This window comes from Bradyrhizobium sp. Ses1, from assembly GCF_059512365.1.
In genome coordinates, this window is sequence record NZ_JCAMOQ010000002.1 from 78,345 (window position 1) to 101,865 (window position 23,521).

The window sequence follows — 23,521 nt, forward strand, 5'->3', positions numbered from 1 at the left end:
GGAGAGGTGAAGACGAGACTGCCTTGAGCTAGGAGCAAAACATCGATGCCCGTTCCGCAGCACGTCTTCGATCCGCCGTTCAACATCATCCGCTGCAGCCACGTCGTGCTCGACGTGACCGACCTCGCCGCCAGCCGCGCATTCTATGAGACCACGGTCGGGCTGCATGTCGAGGACGCGGACGACAAGGCAGTGTATCTGCGCGGCTCCGAGGAGCACCAGCATCACTCGCTGGTGCTGCGCAAGGCGCAAGTCGCAGCCTGCAGCCGGCTCGGCTTTAAGGTCGGCAACGATGGCGACCTCGACAAGGCGGCGGCGTTCTTCTCCGAGCACGGCATCGACTATCGCTTCGTCGATCAGCCGTTCCAAGGCCGCACCTTGCAGTTCTCCGATCCGTTCGGCTTCCAGCTCGAGCTCTACGCGGCGATGGAGAAGCGCCCGCACCTGCTCCGCCGCTACGACCTCTATAAGGGCTGCCATCCGCAGCGGCTCGACCATTTCAACGTCTTCGCCGCGGAGCTGCAGGACACTATCGACTTCTATGCACGGCTCGGCTTTCGTCTCACCGAATATGGCGAGGAAGATGGCCCGAACGGGCGCATCGCCGCGGCATGGATGCATCGCAAGGGAAATGTGCACGACCTCGCCTTCACCAATGGCAAGGGCCCTCGCCTGCACCATTTCGCCTATTGGGTGCCGACGGCAATGAACGTGCTGCATCTCTGCGACGTGATGGCGTCAAGCGGCTTCCTGAAGAACATGGAGCGCGGCCCCGGCCGCCACGGCATCTCCAACGCGTTCTTCCTCTATGTCAGGGATCCTGACGGCCACCGGCTCGAGCTCTACACCAGCGACTATTTCACTGGAGATCACGACCATGAGCCGCTGCGCTGGTCGCTGAAGGACCCGCGGCGCCAGACCTTGTGGGGCGCGCCCGCGCCGCGCTCCTGGTTCGAGCAGGGCTCGCCATTCACCGGACAAGCGGTGCGGGAGCCGCTGTTCGTTGCCGACGTCACGATTGCGGATTGAGCGATCGGGGCCGAAGGCGTCGGTCTGTTGCGCAACGGCGTGGTCGACGAAGTCTGAGAAGCGGATGGATAACAAGATGAGCTCAACCAGCGGCGGCGAAGCGATCGTGGGCGGCCTCGTCGCCCATGGCGTCGACACGGTGTTCGGCCTGCCCGGCGCGCAGATCTATGGCCTGTTCGACGCTTTCCATCAGGCGCAGCTCAAGGTGATCGGTGCACGGCACGAGCAGGCCTGCGGCTACATGGCTTTCGGCTATGCGCGCGCGAGCGGCCGTCCCGGCGTATTCAGCGTGGTACCCGGCCCCGGCGTGCTCAACGCCAGCGCGGCGCTGCTCACCGCTTTCGGTTGCAACGAACCGGTGCTCTGCCTCACCGGGCAGGTGCCGACTGCATTCCTCGGCAGAGGCCGCGGCCATCTGCATGAGATGCCGGATCAACTCGCGACGCTGCGCACTTTCGTGAAATGGGCTGACCGCATCGAATATCCTGGTGCGGCGCCGGCGATGGTGTCGCGCGCATTCCAGGAGATGCTATCGGGCCGGCGCGGACCGACATCGCTCGAGATGCCCTGGGACGTCTTCACCCAGCGTGCGGCGGTCGCGCCATCAAAGCCGTTCGAGCCATTTCCGGCGCCACTGCCCGACCCTGACAGGATCAAGGCCGCGGCCACGCTGATCGCGGCGAGCAAGACGCCGATGATCTTTGTCGGCAGTGGCGCGATCGATGCCGGCGAAGAAATTCTTGAGCTTGCCGAAATGATCGACGCGCCCGTCGTCGCCTTCCGCAGCGGCCGCGGCATCGTCTCCAATGCGCACGAGCTCGGGCTGACCATGGCGGCCGCTTACAAATTGTGGCCGACGACCGACCTGATGATCGGGATCGGCACCCGCATGGAATTGCCGGCCTCGGGGTTCCGCTGGCCGTACCAGCCTGATGGCATCAAATCGATCCGCATCGACATCGATCCGGTCGAGATGCGCCGGCTGACGCCTGATGCTGCCATCGTGAGCGATGCCAAAGCCGGCACCGCCGAGCTGCTCGCGGCCGTGCGCAAGGCGCGCACCGGCAAGAGCGGCGGCCGGCGTCCGGCGATCCGCGAAGCGACCGCGGCGGCCGCGCGTGAAATCCAGCGCATCCAGCCGCAGATGGCTTACCTGAAGATTCTCCGCGAGGTGCTGCCTTCGAATGCGATCGTCACCGATGAGCTGTCGCAGGTCGGTTTCGCCTCCTGGTACGGCTTTCCGGTCTATGAACCGCGGACCTTCATCACATCGGGCTACCAGGGCACGCTCGGCTCCGGCTTTCCAACCGCGCTCGGCGCCAAGGTCGCCCATCCCGACAAGCCGGTGGTGGCGATCACGGGCGACGGCGGCTTCATGTTCGGCGTGCAGGAGCTTTCCACCGCCGTGCAACATAGCATCGGCGTGGTGACGCTCGTGTTCAACAACAACTCTTACGGCAATGTGCGGCGAGACCAGCGCGAACGCTTCGATGGCCGCGTCGTGGCGTCGGACCTCGTCAATCCGGATTTCGTCAAGCTCGCAGAATCCTTCGGCGCCGGTGCCGCGCGCGTCACCTCGCCGGATCATTTCCGTCCTGCGCTGGAAAAGGCGCTAGCCGATGGCGGGCCATACGTGATCGCGATCGAGGTGCCGACGGATTCAGAAGTGAGTCCGTGGGCGTTCATTCATCCGCCGAAACCTTGAGGCTGTCATTCCGGGATGCGCCGAAGGCGCTGGCCCGGAATCCATGGCGCCGCCGGGTCACGGGGTGAAATGGATTCCGGGTTCGCGCTGCGCGGGCCCCGGAATGACGGAGGAGAGCTACCGGGTCTTTCTAAAGGTCAGATTGATCCGCTGCCGGCCGAGCACCGCATGCTCGCCGTCGGCGAGCGGCGCGACGCCATGGAAAAACAATCGCGACGGCCCGCCCCACACCACGACATCGCCATGCGTTAGCCGATATCGAGCTGGCTTGTCGCTACGCTTCGGGCCGCCGAACAGGAACGTCGCAGGCAGGCCGAGCGACACCGAAACGATGGGCGCAGCAAAATCCGTTTCGTCCTTGTCTTGGTGCAGCGACAACCTTGCACCCGGCTCGTAACGATTGACCAGGCAGGCATCCGGCGCAAAATCGTCAAAGCCGCCCTCGGCCGCTGCCTCGCGCGCCAGGCGCACGAGCACCGGCGGCATTGCTGGCCATCGCTTTCCGGATTCGGGATCGACGCCGTCATAGCGATAGCCGCTGCGATCGGTGACCCAGCCGACGCTGCCGCAATTGGTCATTGCCACCGACATCTGATAACCGCCGGGCGTGAACATGCGGCGGAATGGCGCCTGCGCGACGAGCTCGCGCAACGCCGGGATCAGCTCAGGCTCCAGCGGGCGCGCAAATCCGCGCAGAATCACCGCGCCTTCCGCGATGGTCTCCCGCGCCGGACGCTCGGCAACGCCGTCGAATAAGTCAGCCGTCAAGCCACAACACTCGCGTTGGTCCCGAAGTGGTGGCAGATGCGCGGACTATCAACCACCCGATTTCCGATATTGAGCGTCATTGCGAGCGTAGCGAAGCAATCCACGCCTCTACACGCGCCGCTATGGATTGCTTCGCTGCGCTCGCAATGACGATGGGGCGACCACCTACCCCAAGACTGGCAGCGTCACCACATCATACGCATGGCGGATCGTTCGCTTCAGCACCGGATCCTCCAGCTCGAACTCGAACCGGCTTGCCGGGCGGATGCCACCCTTGGCGGCAAAAGTGCCGCCAAACATGGCGCAGCCGTCGGGCAGGCCCTTGCCGTCGAAGCCGCGCGCGATCAGGTCCTTCACCGGCAGCATGCCGTCGAGCGTGCCTTCCTGATACAGAACGCGCTTGCCATCGATCCAGGCGTGGGAGCGCAGGATCATCTGGTCCCAGTGGTCGATGACGTCTTCGAGCTCCCAGAGCTCCGAGGCGATCGGCTTGTCGCACATCTGCTTCGAAACCGTGACGCTGTAGCTCTCGACCTTGCGGTCGGTGTGATCGGAGCCGCAGCCGACGAAGATGCGGCCCTGCCAGCCGATCAATACGAACTCGACCTCACCGCTGGACTCCTCGCCGCAGACTTCGATGGTGTCCTCGGTGGTCAGCCGCCGCGCCGAGCAGCGATAGTAGATCGGCGTCGTCGCCGGCCTCGCAATGCCGAGCGCCTCGAGCTCGGCGATATGCTTGTCGCGCGCCACCGGATCGCGGCCGGTCCAGCCGGCGATCACCGCCTGGTCGATCGCGAGCGTCAGCGGCGTCGCCACGCCCTTGTCGTCGATTGTGAAAGTAAGGTCATACACGGATGATGGTCTCCATTGCGGCCGCGATCTCGAAGATGCGGCGATCCGATCCGCCTGCCGCCGCGACCATCAGACCGACCGGCACATCATCTTCACGATGGGCCGGCAGCGAGATGGCGCAGCCGTCGAGCACGTTGATCAGCGTGCAGTTGCGCAGCGCGCGCAGATTTTCCGCGGTGAACGCCTTGTCGTCTTCAAGATCCGCGATCTTCGGCGGCGTGTTGGCCGTGGTCGGCAGCAGCAGCGCGTCATAGGGCGCGATGCGCTTCTCGGTGCGCGCGATGAAGGACTTTCGCGCGTTGAGGAGATCGATGTAGTCGGCGGCCAGATATCCCTCGCCGCGCGCGATGCGCGTGGCGACGCGGGGATCATAGATGTCACCCTTGCTGGCAAGCAGATAGCGGTGCCAGGCATAGCTTTCGGAAGCCGCAAACCCGCCCTTGCCGTTCATGATGCCGACATCGAGGAACTCCGGCACCTCGATCTTCTCAATCAGCGCACCAGCCTTCGACAGCGCCGCGAGCGCACGCTCGAACGTTTTGGCCACGGCATCATCGAGGTCATCGAGCGCAACCGTGGTCGGCACCGCAAAGCGAAGGCCTTTCACCGGCCGCGGCTGCAGCGGCGTCACCGGCTCGCCCGCGAGCACAGCATCGAGCGTCGCACAGCACGCAACCGAATTGGCGAGCGGACCGTAGCTGTCGAGCGAGAACGACAGCGGCACACCGCCATCAAGCGGAATGCGCCGCTGCGTCGGCTTGTAGCCAACGATGCCGTTGAAAGCCGCTGGGATCCGGCAGGAGCCGCCGGTATCGGTGCCGAGTGCGCCAAAGGCCATGCCGTCGGCGATCGATACCGCCGCGCCGGACGACGAGCCGCCGGGCACATGGCCGACGCTGCGGTTGTAGGCGCTCTTCGGCGTGCCGTAGTGCGGATTGATGCCGATACCGGAATAGGCGAACTCGGTCATGTTGGTGCGGCCGATCACGACAAAGCCGGCCGCGCGCAGCCGTGCCACCACGGGCGCATCGGCTTCCGCCGGCGCCGAATCCTCCAGCGCGCGGGAGCCGGCGCGGGTCACCTGCCCCTTGATGTCGAAGAGGTCCTTGATCGAAACGGGAATGCCGGCAAAGGGTGACGGCGCCGCATGCGCCTTGCGCAGGCGGTCCATCGCATCGGCGGCATCGAGCGCAGCGTCCTTGTCGACGTGAATGAAGACGCGCTGCCCCTCGCCCGCGGGATCGGCGATCTTGGCGAGGCACTGCTCGACCAGTTGGCGGGCACTGGTGTGGCCGCTGTCGAGGTCTGCGGCGAGTGAGGCAAGGGTCGGATTGTCAGGCATGGCTTTCGATTTCAGGTCTCTTCAGGCGCGTTGTTTGAGGCGCGGCAGATTTGCCGCGTGGCGGACTATTGCCCGAGACAGGCTGGCATACAAGCGCGCTGTCGTCTTCGGAATACCGCCATGCGATGGGAAACGCTGGACCGTTGACGGCGGATAGTCAATTGTCGCATCACGTTTTTGAACGAGGCCTGACGGCCTGGATCCAGGGAGGATGCCGAATGGCCGAAGCTGCACGCGCAAAACCGAAACCGACGCCGGAAACCCAGCATTTCTGGGATGGCACGCAGGTCGGCGAATTGCGCCTGCAGCGCTGCGACGCCTGCTCGCATGTCTATTTCCCGCCGCGCCCGTTCTGCCCGTCCTGCGCCTCGCGCAAGGTCAGCGTGTTCAAGGCGAGCGGCAAGGGCACGCTCTACAGCTACGTCATCAATCACCGTCCCGCTGCGCCCGGCTTCACGCCGCCTTACGCCATTGCGGTGGTCGAACTCGACGAGGGCCCGCGCATGATGAGCAACATCATCGACTGCCCGCAGACGCCGGAAGCGCTCGAGCTCGACATGAAGTTGGAAGTCGCATTCGAGAAGCTCGACGACAAGATCACGCTTCCCTTGTTCCGTCCGGCGAAGGGTTAAAGCGATGCGCAGGAACCAGGTTGCCGTTGTCGGCGCGGCCGAGACCACCGAGCTCGGCGTCATCCCCAACATGTCGCAGCTCCAGCTCCACGCGGATGCGGCGCTCAACGCCATCGCCGATGCGGGGCTGAAGCTTTCCGACATCGACGGTTTCGCCACCGCGGTCGAGACGCCGCAGCAGGTCTGTCACTATCTCGGCATCAAGCCGACCTGGGTCGACGGCACGTCCGTCGGCGGCTGCTCGTTCATGCTGCATGTCCGTCACGCCGCGGCGGCGATCGAGGCCGGCCTCTGCAAGACCGTGCTGATCACGCATGCCGAAAGCGGCAAGTCGATGATCGGCAAGCAGCCGCGCTTCACGCCGCCGGACAGCCTCAACGGCCAGTTCGAGGCGCCATTCGGCGTATTCGGACCGCCGAGCATGTTCCCGATCCCGGTGCTGCGCTTCATGAAGACCTACGGCATCGCCCATGAGCAGCTCGCCATGGTCGCCGTCGTGCAGCGTGAGTGGGCCGCGAAAAATCCGCGTGCGACCATGAAGGACCCGATCACGGTTGCCGACGTCCTGAACTCGCGGATGATCGCCTATCCCTTCCGCCTGCTGCAGTGCTGCCTCGTCACCGATGGCGGCGGCGCGCTGATCCTGACCTCGGCCGATCGGGCCAAGGATTTTCCGCAGAAGCCGGTCTACATCCTCGGCACCGGCGAGAGCGTGGAAACGCCGATGGTCAGCCAGATGGAGACCTTCAACTCCTCGCGCGCCTTCAAGGTCGCAGGCCCCCTCGCCTTCAAGGAAGCCGGCATCACGCACGGGGATGTCGACCACCTCATGATCTACGACGCCTTTGCGCACCTGCCGCTGTTTGGCCTCGGCGATCTCGGCTTCATGCCTTATGAGGAGACCGGCAAGTTCATCGCCGATGGCAATACGCGCCCCGGCGGCAAGCTGCCGCTCAACACCAATGGCGGCGGCCTGTCCTACATGCATTCGGGCATGTATGGCATGTACGCGCTGCAGGAGAGCGTGCGCCAGATGCGCGGCATCGCGCCGGCGCAGGTGCCCGGCGCGAAGATCTCGGTGTGCCATGGCGTCGGCGGCATGTTCGCAGCGTCGGGCACGATCATCTTCACGAACCAGAAGTAACCGCCCGTCATTCCGGGATGCGCCGTCAGGCGCAGGCCCGGAATCCATCGCGCGGCAAAAATGGATTCCGGGTTCGCGCTTCGCGCGCCCCGGAATGACGGTGTAATTCGGAAAGCATAGCGGAGAACCCACATGACAAAATCACTGCAGGACAAAGTCATCATCGTCACCGGCGCAGGCCGCGGCATCGGGCGCGAGATCGCGCTGCTCTGCGCCGCCGAAGGCGCCAAGGTTGTGGTCAACGATCCCGGCGGCACGGCCGACGGCGCGGGATCGAGCGCCGCCCCGGCCGAGGAAGTGGTCGAGGAAATCAAGAAGCGCGGTGGCACCGCGGTCGCCAATTTCGAGTCGGTAGCGGAAGCGATCCCGGCCAGCAAGATCGTGAAGACCGCGACCGATCATTTCGGCCGGCTCGACGGCGTCGTCAACAATGCCGGCATCCTGCGCGACGCGATCTTCCACCGCATGAGCGTGGAGGCGTTCGAGGCCGTCATCAAGGTGCACCTGATGGGCTCGTTCTACGTCAGCCACGCCGCCGCGCGGCTGTTCCGCGAGCAGGAGAGCGGCTCCTTCGTGCACTTCACCTCGACCTCGGGCCTGATCGGCAATTTTGGCCAGGCCAACTACGCCGCCGCCAAGCTCGGCATCGTGGGCCTGTCGAAGTCGATCGCGCTCGACATGAGCCGCTTCAACGTGCGCTCCAACTGCGTCTCCCCGTTCGCCTGGACCCGCATGATCGGCACCATTCCAACCGAGACCGACGCCGAAAAGGCGCGCGTGGAGAGGATGAAGCAGATGGGGCCGGAAAAGGTCGCGCCGGTCTGCGCCTATTTGCTCAGCGACGCCGCCAAGGAGGTCACCGGGCAGATCTTTGCGGTCCGCATGAACGAGATCTTCCTGATGGGCCAGTCGCGGCCGCTGCGCTCGGTGCACCGCGGCGAAGGCTGGACGCCACAGACCATCGCCGAACACGGCATGCCGGCGCTCAAGGGCTCGTTCTACAATCTCGACCGCTCTGCCGACGTCTTCGGTTGGGACCCGATCTGACCGTCGATCCTCATGGTGAGGAGGCGTGCAGCGCCGTCTCGAACCATGAGGCCCCAATCTCCCCCGTGGCCCATCCCTCGAGACGCCGCTTGCGTGGCTCCTCGGGATGAGGTCCGAGTGATGGTCTGACAACTTCATGACAGCGTCGCCCCCGCTGGCTCCCGGGACGACGCTATCTCCGGTTGTTTCGCTACGGCTGCCCGTTTTATGCCGGAATGCGGGCGCATGAGTTCCTTCTCAACAACAAAAAAGCCTGGGAGGAAGTCATGAACAATCCGAACAATTCACCCAACCAGCAGGACGGCGGCGCGATCGGGCTCGACCGCCGGACGCTATTGCGCAGTGCAACCGCGATTGCTGCAACTGCGGCGGTCGCGCCGGAAGCCTTTGCCCGCGACTTCGGTCGCAATGCGGAGCCGCAACGCTATCCCGACCCCGATATCGTCGTGATCGATCCGAAGCGCTTCAAGGCCAAGGTCGGCAACACCGCGATCAAGCGTCTCTACACGGGCTGCCTGTGGGCCGAGGGGCCGGCCTGGAATGCGCAGGGGCAATATCTGGTCTGGAGCGACATCCCCGCTAACCGGCAGCTTCGCTATCTCGACGATGACGGCCATATCTCGGAGCAGTTCCACAAGCCGTCGAATGAGGCCAACGGCAATTCCTTCGATTTCGAGGGACGGCAGATTTCCGCCGAACGCACCCGGCTGGTGCGTTTCGAGCATAACGGCACAGTGACCACGCTGGCCCAGGAAGCCAACGGCAAGCCGCTGAACGGGCCGAACGACATGGTCGTCCACCCCAACGACAAGTCGATCTGGTTCACCGATCCCGGCTATGGCGCGATCTCGATCTATGAGGGACAACTGGCCAACACCGGCTCGGTGCAGCCCTACCAGAAGGAAGCGGTGTACCGGGTCGACGGACAGTCCGGCCAGATCACCAAGGTTGCAGACGAGCCCTTCAAGCCGAACGGCATCGCCTTCAGCCACGACTACAAGAAGCTCTATGTCTGCGACACCGGCATCACGCACTATCCGAACGCCAACAACGTGGTCTGGAGCTACGACATCAATGGCGACAAGCTGTCCAACCCGAAGCAGTTGATCGACATGAAGCTCGACGGCAAGTCAGGCTTCCCCGACGGACTGCGCGTCGACACCGACGGCAATATCTGGGTCGGCGCCGGCTGGGTCGGCCCGGGCTATGACGGCGTGCAGGTGTTCGCACCCGATGGCACACGGATCGGCCAGATCCTGCTGCCTGAGACCTGCGCCAATGTCTGCTTCGGCGGCAAGAAGCGCAATCGCCTGTTCATGACCGCGAGCCAATCACTCTATGCGGTCTATGTGGAGACGCAGGGCGCGCATAACTGCTGACGCAGTCGGCTAATAGGGAGTGGCGAATGGCGGATAGAACGCCGCATTCGCTATTCACCTTCCCCACCCGCTATTCCTCAATCCCGCGGATATCCCGTTGATCGTGAGCTGGGAAGGATCGCCCGGTTTACGCCCGAATGCGGGCGGATGGTTTTCTCCCAACAAAAAATGGGAGGCAACTATGACAAAATCACTGACCATTTCCGCCGAGATCAATCAGCCCGGCCTCGGCCGCCGCACCGTTCTGAAGGGCGCGGCTGCGGCGCTTGCGGCGACCAGCTTCGGGGTACAAGGCGCTTCGGCAGCGACCGTCGCGCCACTCGGCCAAACGGGCACGCCAACGCGATCGACCGCGCCGCTGCCCTTGGGACCGCTGCCCGGCAGCCGGTATCCGGACTCCCACCTGGAATCTGCCAGGAAGGGAGGACCGCCAACGTTCGGGCCTCCCGGTTTCCCAGCCTTCGCGGGCACCATGGCAGTTGAGCGCGTCGCAACCGGCATGCGGTGGGCTGAGGGTCCGGTCTACTTCCCGGCCGGGCGCTACGTGCTGTTCAGTGACATTCCCAACAACCGTATCATGCGCTTCTCCGAGGATGACGGTCACCTGAGCGTATACCGGCAGCCATCGATGAACTCGAACGGCAACACCATCGATCGCGAAGGACGCCTGATCACTTGCGAACATTCCGGCCGACGCGTCACCCGTACCGAGCTCGACGGCTCGATCACCATCATCGCCGACAAATATAATGGCAAGAAACTGAATTCGCCGAATGATGCGGTTGTCACCTCCGATGGCGCGATCTGGTTCACCGATCCGGTCTACGGCATCGGCGGTTATTATGAGGGCATCAAGGCCGATCCTGAGCAGGAAAAGCACAACGTCTACCGGGTGGATCCGAAATCCGGGGACATCAAGGTTGTTGTCGACGATTTCGTTGAGCCCAACGGCATTTCGCTTTCGCCTGACGAGAAGAAGCTCTACGTCATCGACACCGGCTTTACAGACGGGCCGGAGAACCCGTCGCATATCCGAGTGTTCGACCTCGATGTTGCGGGCGGAAAGGTATCGAACGGCAAGGTCTTCGCGGAAATGCCCAAGCCCAGCATTACCGACGGAGTGCGAACTGACACCGCCGGGCGTGTTTGGTGCTCCGTGGGTTGGGGCGATCCGAATGAAGATGGCGTGCGTTGCTACAGTCCGGACGGTAATCTGCTCGGCAGGATTCACATTCCGGAAACCGTCGCCAACCTCTGCTTCGGCGGTCAGCAGCGAAATCGACTGTACATCTGCGGCTCGACATCGCTCTATGCCGTCTACACGAGTGCACAGGGCTCGATGAAGCCATAAGAAAAGTAAATGGCGAGTAGGGAGTAGCGCCTCTACTCGCCATTCGCTGTTCGCGTTCCCTACCCGCTATTCCTCAACCCTGCGGAGATCCCGTTGATCGTGAGCTGGATGCCGCGCAGCACCTGCTCGTCAGGGTTCTGCGCGCGGTGCTCTTTCAACAGTTCCACCTGCACGTGGTTCAGCGGATCGAGATAAGGGAAGCGGTTGCGGATCGAGCGTTCGAGCAGCGGGTTGCCCTGCAACAACCGCTCATGGCCCATGATGTCCAGCAGCGTCTCGATCGACAGGTGCCATTCGCGGCGGATGCGGCCGAAAATCTTCTCGCGCAACTCCGCATCCGGCACCAGCTCGGCATAGCGCGAGGCGATCGCGATCGAGCTCTTTGCCAGCACCATGTCCATGTTGGAGAGCAGCGTGCGGAAGAACGGCCATTCCTTATAGAGCTCCTGCAGGAACGGCATGCCCTGCTCCGGATGCTCCGCGATCCAGGCCTCGACCGCGCTGCCGAAGCCGTACCAGCCCGGCAGCATCAGCCGGCACTGCGCCCAGGAGAACACCCAGGGAATGGCGCGGAGGTCCTCGATCTCGCGGGTCTTCTTGCGCGACGCCGGACGGCTGCCGATGTTGAGTGTCGCGATCTCGTTGATGACGGTCGAGCCCCAGAAATAATCAGCAAAGCCGTCGGTCTCGTAGACCAGACCGCGATAGGCCTTGAAGGCGAGCGCTGAGAGCTGCTCCATCGCCTTCAGATATTCGGCGCGCGGCGCGCTTTGCCTGGGCTGCAAGAGGCTGGTCTCGAGCGTCGCGGCGGCAAGGATCTCCAGGTTGTTGCGGCCGACTTCGGCGTTGGAATATTTGCTCGAGATGATCTCGCCCTGCTCGGTGATCCTGATCTGGCCGTTCACGGCGCCGCCGGGCTGGGCGATGATGGCGTCATAGCTCGGGCCGCCGCCGCGGCCGACCGAGCCGCCGCGGCCATGGAACAGGCGCAGGCGCACGTGATGGCGCTCGAACACCTCGACGAGGCCGATCTCCGCCTTGTAGAGCTCCCAGCCCGAAGTGACGAACCCGCCGTCTTTGTTGCTGTCGGAATAGCCGAGCATGACCTCCTGCACGCCGCCGCGACTGTCCACCAAGCGGCGGTAATCGTGCAGCGCCAGCATGCGGTCCATGATGCCGCTGGACGCCTGAAGATCCTCGATGGTCTCGAACAGCGGCACGATGTTGATGGCGCTGCGGCCGGAGGGATTGATCAGCCCGACCTCCTTCAAGAGCACAGCGACCTCGAGCATGTCGGACATGCCCTTGCACATCGAGATGATGCATTGGGAAATCGCCTCCGCGCCGAAGGTCGCATGCGCTTCGGCGGCTGCCCGGAACACGGCGAGTTCGCCTTGCGTCTCCTCGCTGTATTTCACGAAGGGCGAGGACAACGGACGCGCGCTGCGAAGTTCGCCGAGCAACAGGTCGATGCGGGCATCCTCGCTGAGCGCTATGTAGGACATGCCGGGGATCGCAGTATCAAGCAGTTCGGCGACGGTGCGCTCATGCACCGCGGAGTTTTGCCTGATGTCGAGGCGGGCGAGATGGAAGCCGAAGCAATCTACCGCGCGCCGCAGCAGCCGCAAGCGTCCACGCGCGATGACGGCGGAATTGTTGGCAATCAGCGAGCGGTCGAGCACATCGAGGTCGGCCTTCAGCTCATTCACATTGGTATACGGCTCGGCCTTGCCGACCGGCCGCCGCGTGATCTCGACCTGCAGCTTCTCGGCGGTCGCGGTGAGCCGGGCATAGATGCCGGACACCGCCAAACGATAGGGCTCGCCGCTCCGGTGCGGCGAAGGATCGGGCGAGCGCTCGGCGAGCACACGCAGCTCGTCAGAAACATCGGCAAGGTTCTTGGCTAGCGACAATTCGGCGCCGAGTAAGTGCAGCTCTTCCAGATAGAAGCTCAAGATCCGGCTCGACTGCAGCCGCAGCGTGCCGCGCATGACGTCGGCGGTGACGAACGGGTTGCCGTCGCGGTCGCCGCCGATCCAGCTTCCCATCTTCAGGAAGGATGCGAGTTCGCCGGGCTCGCCGCCTTCCTTGTTGAGCCGGTCTTCCAGCGCACAATGCAGCCGCGGCACCTCGTGGAGGAACGTGTAGTCGTAGAACGACAATCCGTTGGTGACCTCGTCCAGCACCGTAAGCTTGGTCCGGCGCAACAGATTGGTCTGCCATAGCGTCACCACAGCGCGGCGAAGCTGCTCGTCGCTGGCCTCGCTCTCTTCGGGCGTCATCTGCAACCGCTCGCGCCGGTCGAGCAGACGTGCGACCTCCATCTCGCGGTCCATGGTGCTCTTGCGCCGGACCTCGGTCGGATGCGCGGTCAGCACCGGGCTGACCAGGGCGCCCTTGAAGAAGCGGCGCAGATCGTCCGGGCTGAATCCAGCCTGCTGCGCATGGCTCACCGCCTGCGTCAGCAGGCTCGGACGCGGCGCACCGGCTCCCCGCCCCCGCATCTGGCGGATGTTGTTCTGGTCCTCGGCGATGTTGGCGAGGTGGGAGAAATAGCTGAAGGCGCGGACGATCCGCACCGTCTCCGAGATCGACATGCTGTCGAGGATGGTTTCCAGTTCCCGCCGCGCCAGCCGGTCTTCATCCCGATGGAACCGGATCGAGGTCTGGCGGATGCGTTCGACCAGGTCGAAGACGTCGGCGCCCTCCTGGTCGCGCACGGTGTCGCCAAGGACGCGCCCGAGCAGGCGGATGTCATTGCGCAGCCGCGTGTCTTCCTCAAGCGCCTGGCTGTCCTCAGCGCGGTTGGCGCGGACATCGGTTTCGGAAGACGTGGTCTGGGGAGACATTGGCTGATCGCTCCAGCAACTGCCCGGCAGGCGCGGAGTGTGCAACTTTTTTGCCGCAGCGCAAGATGAAGTTGGAGGCGGCGCACACAGGATGTTGCGCCGCCGACCTCGGCTTCCAACCTCATCCTGAGTGGCCGCGCCAGCGGCGTCTCGAAGGATGGGCCGCGGGCGCTGTCGGGGCCTCATGGTTCGAGACGGCGCTACGGGCCTCCTCACCATGAGGGTCTGTCATCAAGCCCGGGACGACGGGAGGCTAAATCCTCCTTCCCGCCTGCTCCCAATAGGGGTCGCGGAGGCGGCGCTTGAAGATCTTCCCGGAATCCTCGCGCGGCAGGTTGGTTGCGATTTCGATGTGCTTGGGCACCTTGTAGTCGGCGAGCGAGTTCTTGAGCTGGGCGCGGACCGAGGCGACGTCCAGCTTGGCCCCTGCTTGCGGCTCGACCACCGCCATCAGCGCCTCGCCGAATTCGGCATCGGGGATGCCGAACACCGCACAATCATGCACGCCGGGAACGGCATGCAGCACCGCCTCGATCTCGGCCGGATAGATGTTGACCCCGCCCGAGATCACCATGTCGCGCTTGCGATCGCAGATGAAGACGTAACCGTCCTGGTCGATATAGCCGACATCCCCTGACGTGATGAATCCGTCGCGGTCGATCTCGGCGCGCTTTTCGGGCTTGTTGTGGTAGGTGAAATCCGGATTGCCTGATATCCGCGAATAGATCTCGCCGATCTCTCCTGATGGCAGCACCTTGCCGTCCTCGCCGATGAAGCGCAGCTCGGCGCCGGGCGAAATCTTGCCGACAGTGCCGGGCTTCTTCAGCGCATCCTCGGAATTCGCGAACGTCACCGCCCCAGACTCGGTCGAGCCGTAGAACTCATAGATCACCGGCCCCCACCACTCGATCATCGCGCGCTTGATATCGGCCGGACAGGGCGCGGCAGCGTGGATGACATGGCGCAGCGAGGACACGTCATATTTCCTGCGCACCTTCTCCGGCAGCTTCATTAGGCGGATGAACATGGTCGGCACCATGAAGACGGTGTCGACCCGCTGCTCCTCGACTAAGCTGAGGAAATCTTCCGCATCGAAGCGCGGCATCATCAGCAGCGCGCCGCCGAGCCGGCCGGAGCGGAGGCCGAAGGAATTCGGCGCGGAATGATAGAGCGGGCCCGGAAGCAGCGCGCGGACGCCGGGCCTGAGACCATAGATCATGGCGCGCATCGCTTCCGCATTGGCCGCCTGCTCCGGCGTCGGGGCAAAGCGGCGGACGCCCTTGGGATGGCCTGTTGTGCCCGAGGTGTAGATCATGTTCTGCGGCTGCGGCACTACCGGGCCGTCATAACGTGGGTGTTTCGCGAGCCACGGCTCGAAATCAACAGCGAAATCCGGCACGCCGAGATGATCGGGATTGATCTTGTAGTTGGCGAGGATCTCCGGCGGTGTCGGCACGCTCAGCACGGTGATGCCGGCAGGGATCGCATCCCGCAGCGGAGGCAGCATGTCGGCATGCGCGATCAGGACCCTCGTGCCGGAATCCGTCAGCACGTAGTTGATCTCTTCCGGCTTGAAATGCCAGTTGATCGGCACGCCATAGGCCCCGAGCCGCATCGCGGCATAGGCGGCCTCGATGAAGGCGATGTCGTTGCGCATCAGCATGCACACGCTGTCGCCCTCGCGGACGCCAAGCTTCCGCAGGCCGCTGGCGATGCGCTCAGTGCGCTGGGCGACTTCCTCATGCGTGCGACGGCGATCGCCGCTGATGATGCCGAGGAAGAGTTGGGAGGTTTCGCTCATTTGCTTGTTGTTCTTGTCCGTTGTTGGCCCGGCATTCGCTGTTTTCGTCATCACCGGGCTTGTCCCGGTGATCCACGTTCTTGCTTCGTCGCCGAGAGACCAAAACGTGGATGGCCGGGACAAGCCCGGCCATGACGGCGTGAGAGGCTCTACACATCCACAAAGCGCGGCGGGCGCTTGTCGATGTTGGCGCGCACGGCCTCCGTCTGGTTCGGGCTGCCCAACAGCTTCTGCTGCTCGACGGACTCGGCGAGCAGCGCCGGGCCGGGATCGACCGACAGCTTGTTCAACAGGCGCTTGGCGGCACGGACCGCATCCGGGCTCTTGCCGGCAATCTCGCGCGCGACCTCGAAGGCCGCGGCGCGCGGATCGTCGCACACGCGGGTGGCGAGGCCATAGCCCAGGGCCTCCTGGGCCGAGAAGATGCGCCCCGTATAGGTGAGCTCGCGCAGGATATCGTCACGCACCAGCGTGGCGAGGATCGGCGTGCCCGCCATGTCGGGGACGAGGCCCCATTTGATCTCCATGATCGACATCCGCGCGTCAGCGCTGAGGAAGCGCATGTCGGCGCCAAGCGCGAGCTGGAAGCCGCCGCCGAAGGCGACGCCATGGACCGCGGCGATGACCGGCACCGGGAGCTGCCGCCAGCCCCAGACTGCCTGTTGCGGGAAATTGGCCTGCCCGTGGGTGCGGATGGTGAGGTCCCGCTTCTCGCCGCCGGCAATCCCGTTGCCGCCCTTCTCCTTCATCGCGGCGAAACGCCCCATGTCGAGACCGGCGCAGAACGCCCGCCCCTCCCCGGACAATACTACCACCCGGACGCCTTTTTCGGTCGAAAGGCGCTCGGTTGCGGCCACTAGCGCCTCGAACATCGGGGCATCCAGCGCATTCATCTTGTCCGCGCGCACCAGCCGGACATCGGCGATCCCATCGGAAACCGAGATCGTGACGCGTTGCTCCATGGAATTGTCCTCCGCTGTTCTTGATGGCGCTTTACAGAAGGGCCGTTGCCGGTTTTAGTCAATCGACCAATTAACTGACAATCCCCTTTGGGTGGAAACCATGTTCACAGATCAGCTTCTCGCCGGACGGCGTATCCTCGTGACCGGGGGCGGTACCGGCCTCGGCAAGTCCATGGCCGCGAAGTTCCTGCAACTGGGGGCCGAAGTGCATATCTGCGGCCGCCGCAAGATCGTCTGCGACGAGACCGCAACCGAACTGATGGACCAGCACGGCGGGCGCGTGGTCAGCCACGGCGTCGATATCCGCAATGCACTGGCCGTCGACGAGATGATCGAGGCGATCTGGACGACCAGCGGTCCCGTCACCGACCTCATCAACAACGCCGCCGGCAATTTTATCTCGCGCTCCGAAGAGCTCTCGCCGCGCGGCTTCGATGCGGTGGCCAATATCGTCATGCACGGCACGTTCTACGTCACCCATGCGGTCGGGCGGCGCTGGATCGCCGGCAAGCATCGCGGCAACGTGGTGTCGATCACCGTCACCTGGGTGCGCAACGGCTCGCCCTATGTGGTGCCGTCGGCGATGAGCAAGTCCGCGATCCACGCAATGACCATGTCGCTCGCGATCGAATGGGGCAAATACGGCATCCGCCTCAACACCATCGCGCCCGGCGAAATCCCGACCGAAGGCATGAGCAAGCGCATCAAGCCGGGCGACGAAGCCGGCGCGCGGACCAAGGCGATGAACCCGATGGGCCGCGTCGGCACCATGGAGGAATTGCAGAACCTCGCCGTGTTCCTGATCTCCGGCGGCTGCGATTGGATCAACGGCGAGACCATCGCAATGGACGGCGCCCAGGCGCTCGCGATGGGCGGCAATTTCTATCAGCTCCGCGAATGGAGCGACGACGACTGGACCAACGCGCGCGACTCGATCAAGGCGCAGAATGAGAAGGATCGCGCAGCGCGAGGGTGATATCGCGCGACAAACCGCCGTCGTCCCGGGCAAGCGAAGCGCGACCCGGGACCCATAACCACAGGGCATTGTTGTGTGCTCCGCTGTAACTGCTTGCTCGCGCCACAACGCAGTCCTGTGGTTATGGGTCCCCGCCCTTCGCGGGGACGACAGTGGAGTGCGGGGCTAGCGCTTGCCTGCTCCCATATAGCCGAACAGGAATCCCGCCACCTTGCGCTTCTGGATTTCCTCGCTGCCTTCCGTGATGCGGTAGCGGCGGTGGTGGCGGTAGATGTGCTCGAACGGCTTGTGGCGTGAATAGCCCATGCCGCCGTGGACCTGCATGGCGCGGTCGGCGGCCTCGCAACAGAGGCGGTTTGCCCAGTAGTTGCACATCGAGACCTTGTCGGAGAGCGTGTGCTCGACCTGCGCCTGGGTGAGCTGGTCCATCTCCCAGGCGGTCTTGCGGATCAAGAGACGCAGCATCTCGGCTTGGGTCGCAAGCTCCACCAGCGGCCACTGGATCGCCTGGTTCTCGGCCAGCGCCTTGCCGAACGGCTTTCGCTCGCGCGCATATTTGACGCTTTCGTTGATGCAGTAGACGGCGGCGCCGAGCGAGCTCGCAGCCTGGCGGATGCGGTTCTCGTGCACGAAGCATTGCGCCAGCGACAGCCCGCGGCCGACCTCGCCGAACAGCGCATCCTCAGGCACGAATACATCCGTGAAGCTGACGCGGGGATGATCGGTCGGCATGTTGAAGGTCCACATATATTCCTCGACCTTCACGCCTTCCGATTTCGCCGGCACGAGGAAGCAGGTGATGCCGCGCGCATCGCCGTCATTGCCCGACGTGCGCGCGAACAGCGCGCAATGGGTTGCGACATGCATGCCCGTCGTCCACATCTTCTCGCCGTTGATCAGCCAGCCCTTGACGTTGTCGCGGGTCGCGGGCTGCGCCCTGGTCTCCATATGCGTCGCATCGGAGCCGTGGTCGGGCTCGGTGAGGCCGAAGGTGATGCGGTATTTTCCTGTGATCGAACCGTCGATCATGGCCTTCTGCGCGTCGCTGCCGTAGCGGTCGAGCATGGTGACGACAGGAAAATTGCCGACGATCGAATGCTCGTTCTGCAGGTCGTTGTGCAGGCCTAGCCCCTTGGAGGCGAAATGCTCGCGGATCACCGCCATCCAGAGATTGGAGCCGTCCTTGCCGCCATAGCGTTTCGGGATCGCAAAGCGCAGATGGCCCGCGGCATCGGCGCGGTCCTTGGCTTTGCGCAGCAGCGCTTCCCATTCGTGCCGCGGCAGGCCCCCGTTCTCGAAATCGGTGCGCGCCCATTCGCGGCGGTGGTCGAAGAAACGGATGTTATCGTCGGCCTCCTCCAGCGGCTTGATCTCGCGCGCGATGAAGGTATCGAGTTCGGCGAGATAGGCGACGAGGTCCGCCGGCAGGTTGAAATCCAAGGTAGTCTCTCCCGCAAGATGTCGTTGCTTATCGTTTTGCGTTTAGGCGCTGCACGCCTCTGCTCAGCTCGATTAAGGTGAGAAGACGGCACTCAAGTCAAGCAATCACGTCGCGCTCGGCATGCGCAGACGCCTTGCGTAATTGGCTGGCATCAAGCGCCTGAGCCGCGCTACTATCGCGGCCAATATTCTTCGCCACAGAAAATCAGCGGGAGCGAATATGGATCTGAAATTCTCGAAGGTGGAACGCAAGGGCCCGATCACCATCGTGACGCTGTCGCGCCCTGAGGTGTACAACGCGCTGCATATCGATGCGCATTTCGAGCTCAACAAGGTGTTCGATGATTTCTCCGCCGATCCCGAGCAGTGGGTCGCGATCGTTACCGGTGCCGGCGACAAGGCGTTCTGCGCCGGCAACGATTTGAAATGGCAGGCGGCTGGCGGCAAGCGCGGCTGGGACAAGGGCGGCTTCGGCGGGCTGACCTCGCGCTTCGACTGCGACAAGCCGATCATCGCCGCGGTCAATGGCGTCGCGATGGGTGGAGGATTCGAGATCGCGCTCGCCTGCGACCTGATCATCGCCGCTGAGAATGCGACCTTCGCGCTGCCGGAACCGCGCGTTGGCCTCGCCGCGCTCGCCGGTGGCCTGCACCGATTGCCGCGGCAGATCGGGCTGAAGCGCGCGATGGGCATGATCCTCACCGCCCGTCACGTCAGCGCCAAGGAAGGCCTTGAGCTCGGCTTCGTCAACGAGGTCGTGCCGCAGGGCGAGGCGCTCGCTGCAGCCGTGCGCTGGGCCGAGACCATCTGCAAGAATTCGCCGATGTCGATCCGCGCCTCCAAGCAGACCATCGAACGCGGCCTGGCCGTGTCGCTGGAGCAGGCCATCAACGAGCAGCGCGAGTACCCCGCCGTGAAGGCGATGGCGGCCTCGCAGGATTACATCGAGGGCCCGAAGGCGTTTGCCGAGAAGCGCCCGCCGAAATGGGTGGGGAAGTAGGCTGCCTTCGCTCTCCGTCATGGCCGGGCTTGTCCCGGCCATCCACGATCTTTGGCACCTCGATGAAGGACGCGCGTGGATGCGCGGGACAAACCCGGGCATGACGACACAACTACGATCTCGTTGTGTCGCCCATCTCCCGTTTATACGCCGCATAGTTCGGCTGATCGACGGCGAGCTTGTCCATCGTGGTCTGCCAGAGATGATCGGCCAGTCCCGGCGTCTGCAAATCAACCACGCCGCTCGCGATCTTCTCCGAGAGCACGCGGTTAAGCTCGAACAGCGAGCCGTCGGTGCCGAGCAATTGCTTGAGCCGCGCCGCCTCCGCGGCATCGGCCACTTGCGCCAACGCAAGCTGGCGCGTGACCAGATCGAGTGCGTTGATGCCGACGCGGAGCTTGAATGCGTTGTGGCCCTTGATCGCGGGCGCGATCTCGTTGCGTAGGAAGTCTGCGACGGCCTTGATCAGTTCTGTTGGTGTTGGTTCGTCCTGCATCTCAACGCCCTCGCGGTGCCAATAGCCTGAGCAAATCGATCTCGGTCTCAGACGCACGACGGCCTATCATCGCGCGCTCCATCGAATGGTCGGGGCCAATGCGGAAGCGCTGCATCATGCCGCAGCACATCACACCCCAACGCAGCGTACCCATCACTTCCCAGAACATCACCCTGACAGGATCGACCTTGCGGCCGGCCTCCTCGTAACCCGCGAACAGCTCCTCGCGCGAGCCGAAGCCGCCGACCGGCTTGTCGATCTCGCCGAAGCGCCAGGAGTTGACGCAGATCCAGCCTAAGTCCTCCATCGGATCGCCGTAATGCGCGAGCTCCCAGTCCAATACCGCGCGCACACCGTCGGGACCGATGATGAGGTTGCCATGGCGGAAATCGCCATGCACCAGCGTCACCTCGTCCGATGGACCGGGATCGTGGTCGCGCAGCCAGCGCAGCGCCAGTTCGAACACCGGGCGCGGCCAGTCGAAGCCGCGGTATTCCCGCTCGAGATCGCCGATCTCCTTGGTCGCCGTCATCTGCCTCAGCTTCGGCAGTTTCGTCGCCGGCAAGCCGTGGATGCCCGCTGCAACCTTGCCGAGCTGGCGCGCCAGCAGCGGCCGCGCTTTGGCAAACTGCTCGTCGCGCAGGATCTTGCGCGCGATGGTCTCGCCCTCAACGCGGGCCATGATGAAGCCGGTACCAAGCCCCTCCTCCGGCCTCAGCACATGCAGCACGCGCGGCGACGGCAGGCCGGCATCATGCGCAAGCTGCATCAAGCTCGCCTCCGCATCGAGCCCGGCCGCGCGCGAGGGTGCCGCACCAAAGCCCGGCGGCGCGCGGCGCAGGATCGCGCCGACATTGCCGTCCGGATGCACGATGTCGAAGGTCCAGGTTTCTTGGCTGGCGCCGCCGGAGAGTTTTGCCGCGCCGGTGACACCGGTCGCGCCGGGATGGAACGATGCGACGCAGCGCGCGAGCTCGGCCTCGATCATTTGCCCTTGAACTTCGCCGGGCGCTTCTCGAGGAACGCGGTGACGCCTTCCTTGAAATCCTCGGTGGTGCCGGCCTGTCGCTGGCACTGGAATTCAAGGTTGAGCTGATCCTCGAACGAATTCTCCGGGCTGTCCCAATAGAGCTTGCGGATCAGCGACAGCGCCACGGTCGGCCCATTGGCGAGCTCATGCGCGAGCTTCATCGCTTCATCCATCAGCGCGCCGTCATCATGGAGCCGGTTGATGAGGCCCCATTCCAGCGCCTTCTCGGCCGGCAGCCGCTCGCCCATCAGCGACAATTCGATTGCACGCGCCTTGCCGACCAGTCGCGGCAGCAGCCAGGTCGAGCCGCAATCCGGCACCAGGCCGATGCGACGGAAGGCCTGCAGGAAATACGCCGAGCGCGCGCACAGAATCATGTCGCCCATCAACGCGAAGCTCATGCCGGCGCCCGCCGCCGGACCATTGACCGCGGTGACGATCGGGCAATGCAGATTGCGCAGCCGCCGCAGGAACGGATGGAACGCGGTCTCCAGCGCCGCGCCGGCGTTTCGCCTGCCCGGCGTCTGGTTGTTGCGTCCCTGCAGATTGGCGCCGGTGCAGAATGCGCGGCCGGCGCCGGTGATGACAACGCAGCGCACCTCTTCGCGCTTGTCCTCGATCGCATCGAGCGCCTCGGCAAGACCGCCGAGCATGTCGATCGACACCGCGTTCATGACCTCCTGATGGTCGAGCTTGAGGACCGCGACCGGTCCATCGAAATCGAGCGTGACGTGCTTGAATTGCATTGTTTCCTCGCGAGTTGCGCCCGCGCCATGAGTAACGCGGTGGCCAAATCCCTAGGCCCATATTTGATTTTTGAGGCGGGCTTGTCCATGGTGGAGCAAGAACGCCTCGCTTTCGGATGCACGATTAACGTGCGTCAGGGCAAATGGAAACACCCCAGGGAAATACGCCAAGGAAAAAATACCATGAGCATCTTCGACCTCTCGGGCCGCGTTGCGGTCATCACCGGTGGCAATGGCGGGATCGGGCTTGGCATCGCGCAGGCGCTCAATGCCGCCGGCTGCAATGTCTCGATCTGGGGCCGCAACGCCGAGAAGAACAAGGCCGCCGCGGCAACGATGGCGGCGGGTCCCGGCAAGGTCGACACCCGCATCTGTGACGTCAGCAATGCCGCCTCGGTGCAGGACGCGATGAAGGCGACGCTCGACACCCTCGGCCGCGTCGACGGCTGCTTTGCCAATGCCGGGATCGGCGGCGGCGGACGGCGCGCCTTCATCGACCGCACCGAGGAGGAATGGCGAACCATGTTCGCAACCAATCTCGACGGGGTGTTCCATGTATTCCAGGCCGCCGCTCGCCACATGACCGAGCGCGCCGAGGCCGGCGATGCCTTCGGCCGCCTCGTCGCCACATCGAGCCTGGCGTCGCTGTTCGGCACCGCACGCAACGAGCACTATGCCGGCACCAAGGCCGCGATCAATGCTCTCGTCCGCGCGCTCGGCGTCGAGCTGGCCCGCCATGGCGTCACCGCGAATGCAATCCTGCCCGGCTGGATCAAGAGCGACATGACGGCCGGCATCATGGCGAATGACAAATTCGTCGCCAATGTGATGCCGCGCATCCCGGTGCGCCGCTTCGGCGAACCCTCCGACTTCGGCGGCATCGCGGTCTATCTGATGAGCAAGGCGTCGTCGTACCACACGACGGATTGTTTCGTGATCGACGGCGGCTACACGGCGTTTTAAACGCTGTTC

Annotated in this window: 20 protein-coding genes; 10 read left to right on the forward strand and 10 right to left on the reverse strand. The window is 64.2% G+C overall.

Annotated features, from left to right (window positions below; translation table 11 throughout):
* Nucleotides 1-45 precede the first annotated feature (45 nt).
* Nucleotides 46-1,029 carry a 3,4-dihydroxyphenylacetate 2,3-dioxygenase gene (hpaD, locus tag AC5ZG5_RS03360; protein ID WP_028168649.1) on the forward strand — a complete coding sequence of 328 codons (984 nt, stop codon included), beginning with the start codon at nt 46-48 and terminating at the stop codon, nt 1,027-1,029.
* Nucleotides 1,030-1,105: 76 nt separating this feature from the next.
* Nucleotides 1,106-2,734: a thiamine pyrophosphate-dependent enzyme gene (locus AC5ZG5_RS03365; protein WP_456643042.1), complete on the forward strand. Its 1,629-nt coding sequence runs from the start codon at nt 1,106-1,108 to the stop codon at nt 2,732-2,734.
* 117 nt (nt 2,735-2,851) lie between these two features.
* Here AC5ZG5_RS03365 and alkB read toward each other — a convergent pair whose 3' ends face one another.
* The 3 genes from alkB to AC5ZG5_RS03380 form a co-directional block, all read right to left on the reverse strand.
* A complete protein-coding gene (gene alkB, locus AC5ZG5_RS03370) occupies nt 2,852-3,502 on the reverse strand; it encodes a DNA oxidative demethylase AlkB (RefSeq protein WP_456643043.1) in 651 nt (216 codons plus the stop codon).
* A 165-nt stretch (nt 3,503-3,667) separates the two neighbouring features.
* Nucleotides 3,668-4,354, reverse strand: coding sequence for a DUF2848 domain-containing protein (locus tag AC5ZG5_RS03375; RefSeq protein WP_456643044.1), 687 nt, complete (start codon nt 4,352-4,354; stop codon nt 3,668-3,670).
* Entirely contained in the window at nt 4,347-5,696 is a 1,350-nt protein-coding gene (locus AC5ZG5_RS03380; protein ID WP_456643045.1) for an amidase, read from the reverse strand. Before AC5ZG5_RS03380 ends, AC5ZG5_RS03375 begins: the two co-directional genes overlap by 8 nt.
* A 218-nt stretch (nt 5,697-5,914) precedes the next feature.
* On the opposite strand from AC5ZG5_RS03380, the gene AC5ZG5_RS03385 reads away from it, so the two are divergent.
* The 5 genes from AC5ZG5_RS03385 (at nt 5,915) to AC5ZG5_RS03405 (ending at nt 11,249) form a co-directional block, all read left to right on the forward strand.
* A complete protein-coding gene (locus AC5ZG5_RS03385; RefSeq protein ID WP_208819960.1) occupies nt 5,915-6,328 on the forward strand; it encodes a Zn-ribbon domain-containing OB-fold protein in 414 nt (137 codons plus the stop codon).
* A gap of 4 nt (nt 6,329-6,332) precedes the next feature.
* Nucleotides 6,333-7,472 carry a thiolase C-terminal domain-containing protein gene (locus AC5ZG5_RS03390; protein WP_496165429.1) on the forward strand — a complete coding sequence of 380 codons (1,140 nt, stop codon included), beginning with the start codon at nt 6,333-6,335 and terminating at the stop codon, nt 7,470-7,472.
* 132 nt (nt 7,473-7,604) lie between these two features.
* Nucleotides 7,605-8,519, forward strand: coding sequence for an SDR family oxidoreductase (locus AC5ZG5_RS03395; RefSeq protein ID WP_456641019.1), 915 nt, complete (start codon nt 7,605-7,607; stop codon nt 8,517-8,519).
* 266 nt (nt 8,520-8,785) lie between these two features.
* Nucleotides 8,786-9,898, forward strand: coding sequence for an SMP-30/gluconolactonase/LRE family protein (locus AC5ZG5_RS03400; RefSeq protein WP_456641020.1), 1,113 nt, complete (start codon nt 8,786-8,788; stop codon nt 9,896-9,898).
* Nucleotides 9,899-10,079: 181 nt separating this feature from the next.
* Nucleotides 10,080-11,249 carry an SMP-30/gluconolactonase/LRE family protein gene (locus tag AC5ZG5_RS03405; protein WP_456641021.1) on the forward strand — a complete coding sequence of 390 codons (1,170 nt, stop codon included), beginning with the start codon at nt 10,080-10,082 and terminating at the stop codon, nt 11,247-11,249.
* Between the two features lie 59 nt (nt 11,250-11,308).
* Here the strand turns inward: AC5ZG5_RS03405 and ppc are convergent, their stop codons facing one another.
* From ppc to AC5ZG5_RS03420, 3 genes are all read right to left on the reverse strand, one after another.
* Nucleotides 11,309-14,098 carry a phosphoenolpyruvate carboxylase gene (gene ppc, locus AC5ZG5_RS03410; RefSeq protein WP_456641022.1) on the reverse strand — a complete coding sequence of 930 codons (2,790 nt, stop codon included), beginning with the start codon at nt 14,096-14,098 and terminating at the stop codon, nt 11,309-11,311.
* Nucleotides 14,099-14,351: 253 nt separating this feature from the next.
* Complete coding sequence (locus AC5ZG5_RS03415; protein ID WP_456641307.1) at nt 14,352-15,899, reverse strand: acyl-CoA synthetase; 1,548 nt, start codon at nt 15,897-15,899, stop codon at nt 14,352-14,354.
* Nucleotides 15,900-16,048: 149 nt separating this feature from the next.
* Entirely contained in the window at nt 16,049-16,861 is an 813-nt protein-coding gene (locus AC5ZG5_RS03420) for a crotonase/enoyl-CoA hydratase family protein (RefSeq protein WP_456641023.1), read from the reverse strand.
* A gap of 100 nt (nt 16,862-16,961) precedes the next feature.
* Between AC5ZG5_RS03420 and AC5ZG5_RS03425 the strand changes: the two genes are divergently transcribed.
* A complete protein-coding gene (locus AC5ZG5_RS03425) occupies nt 16,962-17,837 on the forward strand; it encodes an SDR family oxidoreductase (protein WP_456641024.1) in 876 nt (291 codons plus the stop codon).
* A 165-nt stretch (nt 17,838-18,002) separates the two neighbouring features.
* On the opposite strand, the gene AC5ZG5_RS03430 is transcribed toward AC5ZG5_RS03425, so the two are convergent.
* The gene (locus AC5ZG5_RS03430; RefSeq protein ID WP_456641025.1) at nt 18,003-19,277 is read right to left on the reverse strand and encodes an acyl-CoA dehydrogenase family protein; all 1,275 of its coding nucleotides are present in this window, start codon (nt 19,275-19,277) and stop codon (nt 18,003-18,005) included.
* Nucleotides 19,278-19,497: 220 nt separating this feature from the next.
* On the opposite strand from AC5ZG5_RS03430, the gene AC5ZG5_RS03435 reads away from it, so the two are divergent.
* Nucleotides 19,498-20,277, forward strand: a complete 780-nt coding sequence (locus AC5ZG5_RS03435) for an enoyl-CoA hydratase-related protein (protein ID WP_130224390.1) — start codon at nt 19,498-19,500, stop codon at nt 20,275-20,277.
* 112 nt (nt 20,278-20,389) lie between these two features.
* On the opposite strand, the gene AC5ZG5_RS03440 is transcribed toward AC5ZG5_RS03435, so the two are convergent.
* From AC5ZG5_RS03440 to AC5ZG5_RS03450, 3 genes are read right to left on the reverse strand one after another with little or no spacing between them, the layout of a single operon-like run.
* Nucleotides 20,390-20,773, reverse strand: coding sequence for a DUF6285 domain-containing protein (locus AC5ZG5_RS03440; protein WP_456641026.1), 384 nt, complete (start codon nt 20,771-20,773; stop codon nt 20,390-20,392).
* Nucleotide 20,774: 1 nt separating this feature from the next.
* Nucleotides 20,775-21,761, reverse strand: a complete 987-nt coding sequence (locus AC5ZG5_RS03445) for a phosphotransferase family protein (protein ID WP_456641027.1) — start codon at nt 21,759-21,761, stop codon at nt 20,775-20,777.
* Nucleotides 21,758-22,549 carry an enoyl-CoA hydratase/isomerase gene (locus AC5ZG5_RS03450; protein WP_456641028.1) on the reverse strand — a complete coding sequence of 264 codons (792 nt, stop codon included), beginning with the start codon at nt 22,547-22,549 and terminating at the stop codon, nt 21,758-21,760. Before AC5ZG5_RS03450 ends, AC5ZG5_RS03445 begins: the two co-directional genes overlap by 4 nt.
* A gap of 183 nt (nt 22,550-22,732) precedes the next feature.
* Between AC5ZG5_RS03450 and AC5ZG5_RS03455 the strand changes: the two genes are divergently transcribed.
* The gene (locus AC5ZG5_RS03455) at nt 22,733-23,512 is read left to right on the forward strand and encodes an SDR family NAD(P)-dependent oxidoreductase (RefSeq protein WP_456641029.1); all 780 of its coding nucleotides are present in this window, start codon (nt 22,733-22,735) and stop codon (nt 23,510-23,512) included.
* The last annotated feature ends 9 nt before the right edge of the window (nt 23,513-23,521 follow it).